Origin of the sequence: Streptomyces sp. WM6386 (assembly GCF_000972385.1) — a bacterium.
GTDB lineage: Bacteria > Actinomycetota > Actinomycetes > Streptomycetales > Streptomycetaceae > Streptomyces.
The window spans coordinates 68789-82336 of the sequence record NZ_JXTE01000023.1; the positions used below are offsets into that span (position 1 = coordinate 68789).

Here is a 13548-nt window from a genome sequence, read left to right on the forward strand (position 1 = left end):
GTCGGAGATCATGAACAGGCCGCCGCCGTTCTTCACGAAGTTCATGATCGCCGTCTTCTCGGCGGTCGTGAACAGCGTGTTGGGCTCCGGCAGGACCAGTGTGTCGAAGTTCGCGAGATCCTGAGCGCCGGATCCGCCGTAAGTGAGACTGCTGCCCGACGGGAGCGTCTTCAGGCTGTAGTCGCCGGTCTTCTGCAGGGCGACGCCCCAGGAGGAGATGGCGCCGGTCCAGTCGGTCTCCGCGGAGGGCGAGGAGTCCTGGCCCAACGGGTCGGGCTGGCTGGTGGAGATGATCCAGTCGGCGTTGCCGGCCGTCTCGGCGTGGGCGTTGTCGAAGAGGATGCGGTGCGGGGTGGCCGCCTCGGCGGGCGTGGCGGTGGCCGCGGTGTGGACGGCGGCGCCCGTGACGAGCAGGCCGAGTACGGCGAGTGAGGTGGTGAGTCGGTGGCGGGGTCTGGTGGGTCCGGGCATCCGGCGTACCTCCGTGAAGGGTCGGGGGCTACGCGCGTAGAAAAAGGAGATCGCTCTGCGCGCGCAGAACTTCGGTTGTACGAGTGCCGGGCGACGGTGAGTTGAACGGTACATGGCAAGCCGGGAACTGAACAGGCATCACTTCGACACCGGGCCAGAGCTTGGCGCCGTGTTGGCCAGTGGTGGAAAGCGGACGGACTGTACCCGCCGCCCGGGGGCATCCGAACTACTGCGGGGGTCTTGAGAAGAGGGGCGGAGATGGAGATCTCGGGCATCATCAGCGCGATCGTGATCGGCATCGTCATCGGTGTGCTGGGCCGACTCGTGATCCCGGGCCGGCAGCGCATCGGGATCCTGCTGACCATCCTCGTCGGCATCGTGGCCGCACTGCTCGGCTCGGCGATCGCCGCGGGGTTCGACGTAGGCGACACCAAGGGCATCGACTGGCTCGAGTGGCTCATCCAGATCGGTCTCGCCGCGCTCGGCGTCGCCGCGCTGGACCGGTCGAGGCCGAGGGCGCGCCGCTGACTGTGGGCGAAGGGTTCGACGAGTAGACGGACGCGGCGAACAGGGCGGGCGCGACAGTGCGGTAAGTACGGGTGACGCGACGAGTCCGACCGGTGCGGCGGGTGCGATCTGCGGCATCGAAATCCCGTTGCGGGCGTGGTCCGGCGGTGGTTTGCTTCTGCGGCCCACCGCCCGACCCGACCCTGACGGAGCCCCGTTGACCCTGCGCATCATCCCGCTGGCCGACCCCGCACCCGGCGCTTCCAGCCGCCGTCTGGCCTGGCTGGCCTCGGCGGCCGACGGAGCACCGGCCGGGTCAGCCTTCCTCCGGCTGTTCACGAAGGCCGGGCAGGAGCATCTCGCGGAACTGGAGATCGCCGTGCACGGCGCCGAGCGGCGGCGGGGCGTCGGCACCCTCCTGCTGGAGGCCGCCGTGGCCGCGGCGCGGGCCGAGGGGCGGCGGACCGTCCTCGCGCAGGCCGAACAGGGCTCCCCCACCGACCGGTTCCTGGCGGCCCGGGGCTTCCGCCCGGTGCTCTCCCTGACGTACGCCAGACTCGCGCTGGCCGAAGCGGATGTCACCGCGGTGCGGGAACAGCCCTGCCCCGGCTACGAGTTGACCGAGTGGGACGGCATCGTGCCGGACGAACTCGCCCAGTCCTACGCCGACTCACGGCGGGCCATGGACGACATGCCGATGGAGGGCACCGACTACGGCACGGCCGTCTGGGACGTGGAGCGGGTGGTCGCCGCGGCCGAGGCGGTGGCGGGGCGCGGTGAACTGCTGCACACCGTCGCCGCGGTGGACACGGCGAACGGATCGGTCGTCGGCTTCTCCGAACTCGTCGTGCCGGGCGACGGCCGGGGCGACGGACAGCACTACGGTACGGCGGTGCTGCCGGAGCACCGCGGCCGTGGCCTCGCCCGCTGGATGAAGGCGGCGTCGATCCGCCGGGCCCGTGAACGGCACCCGGAACTCGCCGGGTTGCTCACCGACACCGCGAACAGCAACGCGCCCATGCTCGCCGTCAACGAGGCCCTCGGCTACGTGCCCACCCACAAGGCGCTGGAGTACCAGCTAGACCTGTGAGGCACGCAGCGCGGCCACGCCCTCGCGGCAGGACGGGTACACCGGCGTCCAGCCCAGTTCCCGCTCGGCCTTCGCGATGGATACCCGCAGCGTCGCCGCCACCACCACCTGCGCGTAGGACATCGGCCGCATCAGCCACATCGGTACGGTCATCGGCTTCGGCAGGCCGAACTCCTCGGACACGCACTCGAGGTAGCCCCGGAACCCCATGGGGGTGCGGTCCGCGATGTTGTACGCCTGTCCCGGGCGGCCCTTGTCGACGGCGGCGGCCATGGCGCGGCCCGCGTCGGCGAGTTCGATCCACGGCAGGACCCGGCCGTGGTCGGCGGGGGCGGGCAGTTGCCGCTTGCGCAGCATGGGCACCAGGTTCTCGGTGCCGCCGGGGCCGTAGAAGGCGCCGTAGCGCAGTGCGATGCCCTCCAGCCCCTCGGCCTCGAAGGTCAGCCGTTCCTTGGTGCGCATGCCGTCGAGGTGCCGCTCCAGCTCCGGGTCGTTGCCGCGCGGGCCGAAGGTGTCGTCCTCGGTGAGTTCCCGGTCGCCGTGGTCGCCGTAGCCGTAGCCGAAGACCATCGACTCCGACACGAAGCGGCGGGCCCCCGCGGCCTGGGCGGCCTCGATCAGGTGGGCGGTGCCCTCGATGCGCAGTGCGTCGGTGGCGTACATGTCGCGGTGCCGCATGGGCGGCTTGCTCAGGGCGGTCGCCGCGTGGATCACAGTGTCGAAGCGGTGGCCGTCGACGCCGCGCAACACGGCGTCGCGGTCCAGGAGGTCGGCCCGGATGTCGCTGCCCTGCCTGCGGCCGAGCCCGGTGACCTTGTGGCCCGCCTCGGTGAGGGCTCGGCTGATCTGGCGGCCGAGGGCCCCGCCGGCGCCTGCGAGAAGGATGCTCTGGTTCATCGTCATGCCCTTGCGACGGATCGGGTGGCCGCGGATGTGACATCCCCCCGGAGTGTGGTCCGCGTCACGGTGTGTACAGGTACGGAGTGGTCGTTGTCAGCGGCTCGAAGCCGAGCCGCTCCAGGATGGGGCGGCTGGCCGGCATGGCATCCACCTGAAGATAGCGGTAGCCGCGCTCCACCGCCTCGCGGGCGCGCACGGCGACCAGGGCTCGGTAGATGCCACGGCCGCGCCAGGCCTCGACGGTGCCGCCGCCCCACAGGCCCGCGAACCGGGTGCCGGGCACGAGCTCCATCCGGGCCGCGCTGACCGGGGTGTCCCCGGCCACGGCGACGACGGCGACCACGGTGTCCGGGTCGGCGGTGAGCTGGGCGAGCAGTTGGTGGCGCAGCCGGGTGCTGTCGGTGCCGAAGGCCGCCTCGTGCACGTCCGCCACGAGATCGACGCCCGCCCGGTCGGTGACGGGCAGGATCCGGACACCCTCGGGCGGCTCGGCGTCGAGGGTCAGGTCGGCGACCTCGCCGATCATCAGGGTCTCCTCGGGCTGCGCGGTGAACCGTGCCGTCCTGAGCCGCTGTCCGAGGTCGACCGGCAGGTCGTGCCCGTAGAGCTTCCACTCGAACTCGCGACCGAGCCCGGAGAAGTACGAGATCTGCTCGGCGATCGCCGCGTCCGCGCCGCCGGCGTCCAGGTCGGACCAGACCACACCGTTCCAGCCCCGCTCGGAGGAGACCTGGCGGACCACCTTGCCGACCCGCTCGATCCGGGACTCGGGGCTGTCCGGCTGTGCGCCTTCACGCATGTCCCGGTCGTACAGGGCGAGTACCGCGGCGTGATCCATGGACTCACTCCAACATCAGGGAGCCCGTGCGGCAACACGTTTACGGGCCATCACCAGGAGGTGCGGGCGCCGCGCCTTCCCGCCCGCGCGCGGGCGGACATAGAGTGCCTGATCCAAGATCACACCGCCGGAAGGGTCGTACGTCATGGTCGTGAAGGACGCCGAGCTGCCATATCTGCGCCGCTGTGTGGAGCTGGCCGCCGAGGCCCTGGAGGCGGGGGACGAGCCGTTCGGTTCGGTGCTGGTGGGGGCGGCCGGCGAGGTGCTCGCCGAGGACCACAACCGGGTGGCCTCCGGGGACCGCACCCGCCATCCCGAGTTCGAGCTGGCGCGCTGGTCCGCGGCCCACATGTCGCCCGAGGCGCGGGCGGCGGCGACCGTGTACACCGCCGGCGAGCACTGTCCGATGTGCGCGGCCGCCCACGCCTGGGTGGGCCTCGGCCGCATCGTCTACGTCGCCTCCTCGGAACAACTGGCCCATTGGTTGAGCCAGTTGGGGGTTCCGGCGCCACCGGTACGGACCCTGCCGGTGCACGAGGTGGCACCCGGGGTGACCGTGGAGGGCCCGGTGCCTGCGCTCGCCGAGGAGGTGCACGCGCTCCACCGGCGCTTCCACCAGGGGTGACGCCCGCGATCTCGGTCTTCTCCCGGCGTATGGCACCGGACGGGGATGGTGCCGCTCGCCGCGGCGTCCGAAGGGGGGACCCGGCGTGCTGACGAGAAGGACCCGCGTGCGCTCGGCCGGTGTCGGCGGAGGCCCCACCGGTCATCATCGATCGCCCGGTGGGGCCTTCCATCTCCGCGGGGAGCGGTCAGCGCTCCGACTGCGGGCGGAAGCGGCGGTACAGGGCGACTCCGCCCAGCATCAGCGCGGCGCTGCCCGCCACGGCGGGGAGGGTCTGGTCCGCTCCCGTGCGGGCGAGCGAGCCCACGGGCCGCCCCGGCCCGGGCCCGTCGGCCCTCGGACCCGGGTGCGGCTTCGGAGGGGCGGCTTCCGGCTCGGGTGCCGGCTTCACCGGGGTCTCGGGGGGCCGGCCACCGGAGGTGTTGACGGACTCGTTGCCGGCGGCCGCGTTGCCGACCCCGACCACGCTCACACCGTTCCCGCTGACGTTCACCGGGAGGTGGACCGGAAGCTGGACACCATTGCCGGAGACCACCCCCGGCGAATCCTTTCCGCTGCTCTGCGCGGCGGCGCCCGCGGGCGCCGGGCCGTCCTCGTCGCCCTCGTTCACACAGGTGTTTCCCGCGGCGGGGTTGAGAAGCCCCACCACGTTCACGGTGTTGCCGCAGACGTTCACCGGGACATGCACCGGGAGCTGGAGCGTGTTGCCGGAGACGACCCCGGGCGAGCCGGCCGTCTCACCGTCCGCCGCGGAGTCGGCGTAAGCGGGCATCGCCACAGCCATCGCGCCGGACACGGCGGCGACGGCGATCACACCGTTTCGGGTAACCCGTTTCATAGGTTCCCTGCCTTCCAGAACATGGTTCGCGGGCACTCACCCGCATGGCATAAAACGCAGACGAACCATCCGAGTTATGGCTTATCGGCCTTTCACCCCATCGAGCGTCACGGTTGTCGAACTAGTCGTAAAACCGTCGAATGCCTGTGGAGGGGCGCAGGATAAGGCACTCCGCACCGGCCCGCCCGTGCGGAGGCGGCGCTTCCGGGGGCCGCTTATCGTGATCGAGGGCGCTGTTCTCGCGGTCCGCAGCGTGCGCCCCTGGAGGCATCGATGCTGGCCAAGCTGTCCACGCGGCGCTGCGTGATGACCGGAGCGGTCGGCCTCGCCCTACTGGGCGCGGGTCTGTCGACGGCGACCACCCACCGCGACGGGCCCGACCTCTCACGGTTCTACGACCAGAAGGTCATGTGGTCGAAGTGCGAGGGCATGGAGGCGCCCAAGGATCTCCAGTGCGGCAAGGTCACGGTCCCCCTCGACTACGCCGAGCCCGCGTCCGGAACGCTCCAACTGGCCCTGGCCCGCTATCGGGCGACCGGGAAGTCGAGAGGTTCGGTGCTGCTGAACTTCGGCGGCCCCGGTGGCGCCGGCGTGAGTGAACTCGCCTCGAGCGGCAACGAGTTCATGGGGCTGGCCAAGGGATACGACGTCGTGTCCTTCGATCCGCGCGGCGTCGGCCGGTCCTCGCCGGTCAGCTGCGGAGACGGCACCGACGAGGCGCTCGCGGCGGCCGAGGACGGCGACGACCCGCGGGCGCTGCTGCGGCAGTTGAAGCGCGTCGCCGCCGCCTGCGCCGAGCACTCCGGCCCCGTCCTCCCGCACATCGGCACGGTCAACGCCTCCCGCGACATGGACGTGATGCGCGCGGCCCTCGGCGACAAGAAGCTCAACTACCTGGGCTTCTCCTACGGAACCCGGCTCGGTGCGGTCTACGCCGCTCAATTCCCCAAGAAGGTCGGCCGGTTGGTGCTCGACGGTGTGGACACCCTGACGGAGCCGCTCACCGAGCAGAGCAGGGTGGGCGCGGAGGGCCAGCAGACCGCGCTGGAGGACTTCATCGACTGGTGCACCGAGGACATCGCCTGCCCCTTCGGCCAGGATCCGCGCAAGGCCCGGGAGCAGGTCGTCCGGCTCGTCGACTCGCTCGACCAGGATCCGCTGCCGTCCGACTGGGGCTACGACTTCACCGGCCAGGACCTCGTGGGCGCCATCAGCCAGGCCCTCTACAGCAGGGAACTGTGGCCCCTGCTGGAGCGGGCCCTCGCCCAGCTCGTCGAGGACGGGGACACCCGGGGCATCGAGGCGTTCGCGTCGGGCGGGAGCGCGCTCCCCGTCCGCGCGAGGAACGACGGCGATCTGGCCGACGAGGACGAGGTCCCGCTGGACAACCTGCCGGCGGCGCTGATGGCGATCAACTGCGCGGACGACCCCGACCGGCCCACCGCCGACGAGATCACCCGCGACCTGGGCCGACTGCGCGCCGAGTACGAGGACGCCTCCCCCGTCTTCGGCCGCTACCGTCTCACCGAGGTGCTGACGTGCTACGGCCGGCCCAAGGGCACCGACTTCATCCGCGACGAGGTCCGGGACGTCCACACCCCGAAGATGCTCCTCGTGGGCACCCGCGGCGACCCGGCGACGCCGTACCGCTGGACCGTGGAGACGGCGAAGCGGCTCGGCGGCTCGGCGGTCGTGCTCGACAACAAGGGCGACGGCCACACCGGGTACGGCTCCTCCAAGTGCGTCCAGCGCAAGGTCGACAGCTTCCTCCTGTACGGGACCCTGCCGCCCAGCGGCAGCTCCTGCGGTTCGGAGGAGGACGACCGGTGAAATCCGTCGCCGCCGACCCGTCCCACCGGGGCCGCGCCTTCACTGCGGCCGAGCTCGGGGCGGGTGAGGCGATCCAGGAACCGCCGGAGGCCTGGGAGGGCCGACGTGTGGACGGCCGATCCGGCCTCCTTCGTCCGGGACTCACTCTCCCCAGTGCGCGAGGCGGTTCATGGCGGCCGCGGTCTGCCCGAAGCCGTCGTCGCCGAGCAGGGCGCGCACTTCGGTGTTGAAGCGGTCGATCTCGGGCCGGGCCGCCTTCAGTGCCGCCTCCCCGGCTTCCGTCAACTCCAGCACCACGGCCCGGTGCTGCCTCGGGTGCGCCTGCCGCGAGAGCAGCCCCGCCGTGGTGAGGCGTCCGACGAGTCCGGTGACGGCGGACTCGCGCAGACCGAGGGTGTGTGCGAGCCCCTGCTGGGTGATGCCCGGCTCTTCCTGTACGGCGAACAGCGCGCCGAGCTGTGCGGTGGTGACGCCGGCGACGGCGAGGCAGCGCCGGTCCAGCGTGGTGCGCAGACGGTGTGCCGCCCGCTGCAGCAGGTAGTACAGACGCTGATCCGGCTCGACCATGGGCCGATCTTGACAGACGACACCGAGCCGCGCCACCCTCACTTCACTAGTGAAGTGATATCGAGAGGTAGGGCCTGACCATGGATCTGGACCTCGCACGGAAGGTCCTCGCGGAGCAGCCGTTCAGCAGACTGCTGGGCGCCCGCGTGACGGCGTTCGGGGACGGCGAGGCGACCCTCGAACTGGACATCCGGCAGGAGCTGCTCCAGCAGTACGGCTTCGTCCACGGCGGAGTGGTCTCCTATGCGGCCGACAACACGCTGACGCTCGCCGCGGCCACCGTGGTGGGGCCGGGCCTGATCACCTCCGGCTTCACCATCGACTACCTGCGCCCGGCGACGGGCGAGACCCTGCGCGCGCACGCCCAGGTGGTGCGGGCCGGCCGCACCCGTGTCGTGAGCCGCTGCGACGTGAGCACGGTCGACGCCGACGGAAAGCAGACGCTGTGCGCGGTGGCCCAGGGGAACATCGCGGTGATCGACTCGAAGAGCTAGGTCAGAACTCCACGGGATCCCGCACGATCGGACACGTCATGCAGTGCCCGCCGCCGCGCCCGCGCCCCAACTCGGCGCCGACGATGGTGATGACCTCGATGCCCGCCTTGCGCAGCAGGGTGTTGGTCTGCGTGTTGCGGTCGTAGGTGAACACCACGCCGGGCTCGAGCGCGACCGCGTTGTTGCCGCTGTCCCACTGCGGCACAGGGCCGTCCCTCGGTGATGCGGCGAACGTCATCCGGCGACTCAAGCGACGCTAACAGCGAATTACCCTGAATGCCCGACTTGGTTGCCCCTAATGCCCTATCCGGCAATCAGTCCTATCGTGCTGATATGGAGCACGCACTCAGTCCCACGACCCTCACAGAGCTGCGGCGCCCGCGCCCCTATCCGGCCGTGTCCGTGCTGACGCCGACACATCGCCGGGAGCCCGAGAACACCCAGGACCCGGTCCGGCTGCGCAATGTCGTGGCCGAGGCCAAGAAGCAGTTGGAGGCCGATCCCGCCGTCAGCCGGGAGCGGCGCGCTGACGTCGAACGACAGCTCGACCAGGCCCTCTCCGAGGTCGACCTGGCTCATGCCGAGGACGGTCTGGTGATCTTCGCGGCTCCGGGTGAGCACCAGGTGTGGTCGCTGGCCCGCGCCGTACCCGAACGGGTGGTCCTCTCGGACACCTTCCTGACCCGCAATCTCGTCTCCGCGCAGGCCTCCGAGCGCCCGTTCTGGGTGCTCTCGGTCTCCGCCGACCAGGTCACGCTGTGGAACGGCGGCACGGACCGGGTCACGGAGCACCGTGTCGGCGGCTTCCCGCTGACCAGGAGCCGGGAGAACTTCGACGCCGAGCGCCAGGAGCGGATCGGCGATCTGCCGAGCACCTTCCGCGACGAGGGCACCCGTCACTTCCTGCGGGATGCCGACACCGCGATGGGCAGACTCCTGCGGGAGGACCCGCGGCCGCTCTACATCACGGGTGAGACCGCGGCGCTGTCCGCGCTGGACGGGGTCGGAAGCGCCACCAAGGACGCCGTGCACGTCCCGCACGGCGGCCTCGCGCACGGCACCCCGGACGCGGTGTGGCAGACCGTACGACCTCTGCAGGAGGCCGAGACCCGCAAGAACACCGCCGCCGTGGCCCGCGAGCTGGAGACGGCGCGCGGTCGCCGGGCGTTCGCGTCCGGCGTCGACGAGGTGTGGCAGAGCGCCCGGGACGGCCGCGTACGCCTGCTGGCCGTCGAGGAGAACTACCGGGTGACCGTCCGCGACGAGGGCGGCGACCACCTGGTCCCCGCCATCAGCGGCGATCTCGACGCCCGCGAGGACATCGTGGACGAGATCGTCGAGCAGTGCCTGGAGACCGGCGCCGACGTCCGCTTCGTACCGGACGGCACGCTGGGCGACGCGAGCGGGATCGCGGGAGTTCTGCGGTACTGACACCGCAGCACCCTCAGACACTTCCGAAGAGGGCGCTGAGACCGCGGTCCACCTCCGCGCTCACGTCCTCCTGACCGGCCGCGACCACCGCGTACGTCCGCAGCAGGAAGCGGCGCAGCGCCGAGGTGTCGAACTGCAGCAGGGCCAGCCCGTACGGCGAGTGGAGCTCCACGACCGTACGGGCGCGGCCGCACGGCCACAGGTGCACGTCCCCGCCGCCCGCCGGGGCGCGCAGCCCTGCCTCCAGGAGGGAGCGGGCGAAGGTCCAGCTGACCACCTCACCGTCGAGCGCGACCTCGGGCGGGAAGTCGAGGTGCACCGCGAGCGGGTCCGCGGAGGTGTAGCGGAGCGTCGTGGGGACGGGCAGTTCCTGCTCGTCGGCGGTGATCAGGCGTCCGTGGGCGGGCTGCTCGAGGTCGATGTCCATGGTCGGTCTCCACTGCGGGTCGGAGGTCGGCCGAATGTGCCGATGTCTTTACGACCTCGCAGGTGCCGTTTGCATTACGCCGAAGCCCGAATCAATTGATGTGACCTGCATCACACACCAAAGGTCCGAGTGATTCCCCGCCCTCCGAAGCCACCGTCGACCCCCTGCGTGGCGAGCCCTGGCGCGGCCCGATCCACGACTGCCGCCACCCCATAGAACACGGAGCCGTCGAACACATAGATGAATGCCGACCCGGAGGCCCGGACGATCCGTCAACTCACGTATTCTGACTACGACTTGCCCCATCGGGTGACGTACGCCAATCACACGGGGAAACCCCTCCGTGAAGACTGTGGCATATGCCAGAAGCACCACCGTATCGTGTGTTGCCGAATCCCTTACAGGGCGTCGCGGGCTGTGCCACAGTCGTAACGGTCCCTCCGTCAGCCTTGGTCGTATCTCCCCGCATCGGAGCGCGTCATGCCGTCCCATCTCTCTGCGGACCGCCCAGCCGCCCAGCCGCCAGGTGGCGGCTCGGTCGACGCGCTCATATCGCAGACGCGACGGCTCAAGGGCGACGTGGACGCCGTACGACGGGACGCCCAGGACGACGGATCGGACCCCCAGGGACGCTGGCAGCGCGCGCTGTACGACCTGGCGCTGCACCAACTCAACGACCTCGACGAGCACTTGGCACAGCTGCGGGAGGGCCCACCCGCACCCGCAGCGGTCGAGCCGGCACCCGCCCCGGCCGCGCCGACCACTCCCCGGCGCGACTCCCTGCTCAGCAGGGTCGGCAGCGCGGAGTGGAACCTGCTGACGGACGAGGCCAGTTGGTCCGGCGAGCTCTACCAGATCCTGGGCCGCGACCCGGCCGCTCCCCCGCTCACCCTCGACGAACTGCCGTCCCTGGTGCTCGACGAGGACCGGCCGAAGCTGACGTCGATGGTCACGGACTGCCTCGTCGACGCCAAGCCCATCGACGGGGAGTTCCGCATCCTGCGCCCGGACGGTGCCGTGCGCACCGTGCACATGATGGGCGAGCCCGTACTCGACGCCGACGGCAGTACCGCGTCCATGTGGGCCGTGCTGCGGGACGTCAGCGAACTGCGCCGCAGCCAACGGGTGGTGAGCGAGACCCGTGACTCGCTGCAGCACCACCAGCACCGCGCGCAGACCGAGCACCGGCTCGCGGTCGAGCTGCAGGAGGCTGTGCTGCCGCCGTGGCGCGGCTCCCTGCGGCTCCCGCAACGCAGCCCCGAGACCCTTGATCTGGCGGCGCACTATCTGCCGTCCTCGACGAGCGCGTTGATCGGCGGCGACTGGTACGACGCACTCGAACTCGCCGACGGCGACACGCTGCTCAGCGTCGGCGACCTCACCGGCCACGGCGTCGCCGTGACCTCGGGCATGGCGACCCTGCTGGGTGCCGTGCGCGGCATGGCCATGGCGGGCACCCAGCCGGGACAACTGCTGTCCTGGCTCAACCAGTTACTCGACGCCACCGTGCAACCCGCGCTCGGCAGCGCCATCTGCTGCCGCTACCGGCCCGAGACCCGCACACTCGCCTGGGCGCAGGCCGGGCACCCCGCCCCGCTGCTGTTCCGCGACGGGACGGGGCGCAGGCTGAACGCACCGGACGGCGTGCTGCTCGGCGCGACCTCGGGTGCCTCCTACGAGCAGGCCGAAGAGCCCCTCGAAGCCGGCGACCTGCTCCTGCTGCACACCGACGGGCTGGCGCCCGGGCACGACAGCATGGCGGCCGTGAACCTTCTCCTCGGTCTGGCCCCGCGCTTCGACGAGGCGCGCACCGCACAGGACTGTGTACGGATGGTCGTGGAGGAGTTCGGCGAGACCGCGCGCGAGGACGACGCCTGCGTGCTCATCGCCAAGGTGACTGGCTGAGATTCGACAGCCTGAGAATTCTCGGGGTGTCAGCGCACAAACCTTCTATGCCCGTGCGCTGCCGCCGCCCTTGGCCGGCCTCGGCAGGGCCAGCTTGATCTCCTCCCTCAGCTCGTAGATCTTCGGGTAGCTGGAGTACTCGGCGGTGAGCCGGTACATCTGGCGCAGCCGGTCCCAGGTGCGGTGCGAGGAGTTGGATCCCATCGACACCAGGGCCAGCCGAGCGTAGCGGTCCGCCTGTTCCGGGTCGTCCGCGATGAAGCAGGCCGAGGCCATCGACAGGAAGTCGAAGATCTTCGACCGCTGCCGCCCGTCGACCCGCAGGGCCAGGGCCTTCTCCGCGTAGTGCTGGGCGTGCACGGCCGCGGTGGGCTCGTGCTCCGCCAGCGTGCGGTAGGCCAGGGCCTGCATGCCGTACAGATCCTCCTCCTTGAAGGTCTGCATCCAGCTCGGCGGTGGCACGTCGCCCTGGTCCGAGACGAAGAGGTCCTCCGCCTGTCCGAGGGTGCGGCGCATCGCCTGCCCCTTGCCCATCGACGCCTGTGCCCAGGCCTCGATGGTGTAGAGCATCGCCCTGGTGCGCGGCAGCACCTGTTCTCCGGAGCCGGACTGGGCGAGCTTCATCAGGTCGAGTGCGTCGTCGGGCCGGCCCAGGTGCACCATCTGGCGAGCCGCTCGGGAGAGCGCCTCCCCGGCGCGGGGCCGGTCGCCGCCCTCACGGGCCGCATGGGCGGCGATGACGAAGTACTTCTGGGCCGTGGGCTCCAGGCCGACGTCATGCGACATCCAGCCCGCGAGGACGGCGAGGTTGGCGGCGACGCCCCACAGGCGCCGCTGCAGATGTTCGGGGTGTCGGTAGGCGAGCATCCCGCCCACCTCGTTGAGTTGGCCTACGACCGCCTTGCGCTGCAGCCCGCCGCCGCGAGCCGCGTCCCACGCCCTGAACACCTCGACGGAACGCTCCAGTTCCTCGATCTCCTGCGATCCGATGGGGGCGGCCTCGTAGCGGTCGAACCCAGCGGGGTCGGCGTGCAGGGGATCTTCGAACCTGGGAGCGTCGGCCGTCAGGGCCGGATCGGAGTGCAGCCAGTCGTGCATGGCGCTGCTGAGTGCGGATCCTGCGGTGAGCGCGACGCCCGCGCCCACCAAGCCGCGTCGGTTGAGCATGAGGTCCATTCCCGTGAATTCGGTGAGGACCGCCGCGGTCCGCTCGGGCGCCCACGGCACACCGTCGGGATGTTCCACACTCCCGGCGTCCTGCCGTTTCCCCGTACGCCCGTGCCGGACCAGACCGAGGTCCTCGATGGTCACGACACGGCCGAGACGCTCGGTGAACAGGGCAGCCAACACACGGGGCACCGGATCGCGCGGGATCTCTCCCATGTCGATCCAACGCCGCACCCGTGAGGTGTCGGTCGACAGCTGGGGGTGGCCCATGGCCGCCGCCTGCCGGTTGACCAGCCTCGCGAGTTCACCCTTGGACCAGCCGGCCAGGCCGAACAGGTCCGAAAGTCGGGTGTTGGGTTGTCCGCTCACGTCAAGCCCCCAGGTTCTCGGCTGAGTTGACAGTAGCCCGGTGGGAGTTGCCGAGCGACTATTCGCCAGGGTTCGCCAGGGTGCGCCAG

Annotated in this window: 14 protein-coding genes and 1 pseudogene (1 of these 15 running past the window's edge); 7 read left to right on the forward strand and 8 right to left on the reverse strand. The window is 70.9% G+C overall.

The window, feature by feature from the left end:
• Positions 1–471: the 5' portion of a hypothetical protein gene (locus TN53_RS16690; protein ID WP_046259289.1), read on the reverse strand. The gene continues 999 nt to the left of window position 1, outside the view; only the first 471 of its 1470 coding nucleotides appear in the window; it begins with the start codon at positions 469–471; the stop codon falls past the left edge of the window.
• Positions 472–729: 258 nt separating this feature from the next.
• On the opposite strand from TN53_RS16690, the gene TN53_RS16695 reads away from it, so the two are divergent.
• Positions 730–999: a GlsB/YeaQ/YmgE family stress response membrane protein gene (locus TN53_RS16695; RefSeq protein ID WP_046259290.1), complete on the forward strand. Its 270-nt coding sequence runs from the start codon at positions 730–732 to the stop codon at positions 997–999.
• 196 nt (positions 1000–1195) lie between these two features.
• Entirely contained in the window at positions 1196–2068 is an 873-nt protein-coding gene (locus TN53_RS16700) for a GNAT family N-acetyltransferase (RefSeq protein ID WP_046259291.1), read from the forward strand.
• On the opposite strand, the gene TN53_RS16705 is transcribed toward TN53_RS16700, so the two are convergent.
• Both TN53_RS16705 and TN53_RS16710 read right to left on the reverse strand, forming a co-directional pair.
• A complete protein-coding gene (locus tag TN53_RS16705; RefSeq protein ID WP_324609615.1) occupies positions 2057–2965 on the reverse strand; it encodes an NAD(P)-dependent oxidoreductase in 909 nt (302 codons plus the stop codon). The genes TN53_RS16700 and TN53_RS16705 overlap by 12 nt on opposite strands.
• Positions 2966–3029: 64 nt before the next feature.
• Positions 3030–3806, reverse strand: a complete 777-nt coding sequence (locus TN53_RS16710) for a GNAT family N-acetyltransferase (RefSeq protein WP_046259293.1) — start codon at positions 3804–3806, stop codon at positions 3030–3032.
• 145 nt (positions 3807–3951) lie between these two features.
• Here TN53_RS16710 and TN53_RS16715 point away from each other — a divergent pair, with 145 nt between their 5' ends.
• Positions 3952–4431, forward strand: a complete 480-nt coding sequence (locus TN53_RS16715; RefSeq protein WP_046259294.1) for a nucleoside deaminase — start codon at positions 3952–3954, stop codon at positions 4429–4431.
• A gap of 187 nt (positions 4432–4618) precedes the next feature.
• Here the strand turns inward: TN53_RS16715 and TN53_RS49320 are convergent, their stop codons facing one another.
• The gene (locus TN53_RS49320) at positions 4619–5269 is read right to left on the reverse strand and encodes a chaplin family protein (RefSeq protein WP_046259295.1); all 651 of its coding nucleotides are present in this window, start codon (positions 5267–5269) and stop codon (positions 4619–4621) included.
• 273 nt (positions 5270–5542) lie between these two features.
• On the opposite strand from TN53_RS49320, the gene TN53_RS16725 reads away from it, so the two are divergent.
• Entirely contained in the window at positions 5543–7099 is a 1557-nt protein-coding gene (locus TN53_RS16725) for an alpha/beta hydrolase (RefSeq protein WP_046259296.1), read from the forward strand.
• Positions 7100–7240: 141 nt separating this feature from the next.
• Here TN53_RS16725 and TN53_RS16730 read toward each other — a convergent pair whose 3' ends face one another.
• Positions 7241–7666, reverse strand: a complete 426-nt coding sequence (locus TN53_RS16730; protein ID WP_046259297.1) for a MarR family winged helix-turn-helix transcriptional regulator — start codon at positions 7664–7666, stop codon at positions 7241–7243.
• Between the two features lie 80 nt (positions 7667–7746).
• On the opposite strand from TN53_RS16730, the gene TN53_RS16735 reads away from it, so the two are divergent.
• A complete protein-coding gene (locus tag TN53_RS16735; RefSeq protein ID WP_046259298.1) occupies positions 7747–8160 on the forward strand; it encodes a PaaI family thioesterase in 414 nt (137 codons plus the stop codon).
• A gap of 1 nt (position 8161) precedes the next feature.
• Here the strand turns inward: TN53_RS16735 and TN53_RS16740 are convergent.
• Positions 8162–8359: pseudogene (locus TN53_RS16740) on the reverse strand (arginine deiminase family protein); the annotation flags it as partial.
• Between the two features lie 134 nt (positions 8360–8493).
• Between TN53_RS16740 and TN53_RS16745 the strand changes: the two are divergent.
• Positions 8494–9591 carry a chemotaxis protein gene (locus tag TN53_RS16745; protein ID WP_046259300.1) on the forward strand — a complete coding sequence of 366 codons (1098 nt, stop codon included), beginning with the start codon at positions 8494–8496 and terminating at the stop codon, positions 9589–9591.
• 13 nt (positions 9592–9604) lie between these two features.
• Here the strand turns inward: TN53_RS16745 and TN53_RS16750 are convergent, their stop codons facing one another.
• Positions 9605–10018: an SsgA family sporulation/cell division regulator gene (locus tag TN53_RS16750; RefSeq protein WP_046259301.1), complete on the reverse strand. Its 414-nt coding sequence runs from the start codon at positions 10016–10018 to the stop codon at positions 9605–9607.
• A gap of 480 nt (positions 10019–10498) precedes the next feature.
• Here TN53_RS16750 and TN53_RS16755 point away from each other — a divergent pair, with 480 nt between their 5' ends.
• Positions 10499–11923 (forward strand): PP2C family protein-serine/threonine phosphatase, encoded by a 1425-nt coding sequence (locus TN53_RS16755; RefSeq protein ID WP_046259302.1) that lies wholly within the window; start codon positions 10499–10501, stop codon positions 11921–11923.
• Positions 11924–11968: 45 nt separating this feature from the next.
• Here the strand turns inward: TN53_RS16755 and TN53_RS16760 are convergent, their stop codons facing one another.
• Positions 11969–13459, reverse strand: a complete 1491-nt coding sequence (locus TN53_RS16760) for a hypothetical protein (RefSeq protein ID WP_046259303.1) — start codon at positions 13457–13459, stop codon at positions 11969–11971.
• Positions 13460–13548: the final 89 nt, after the last annotated feature.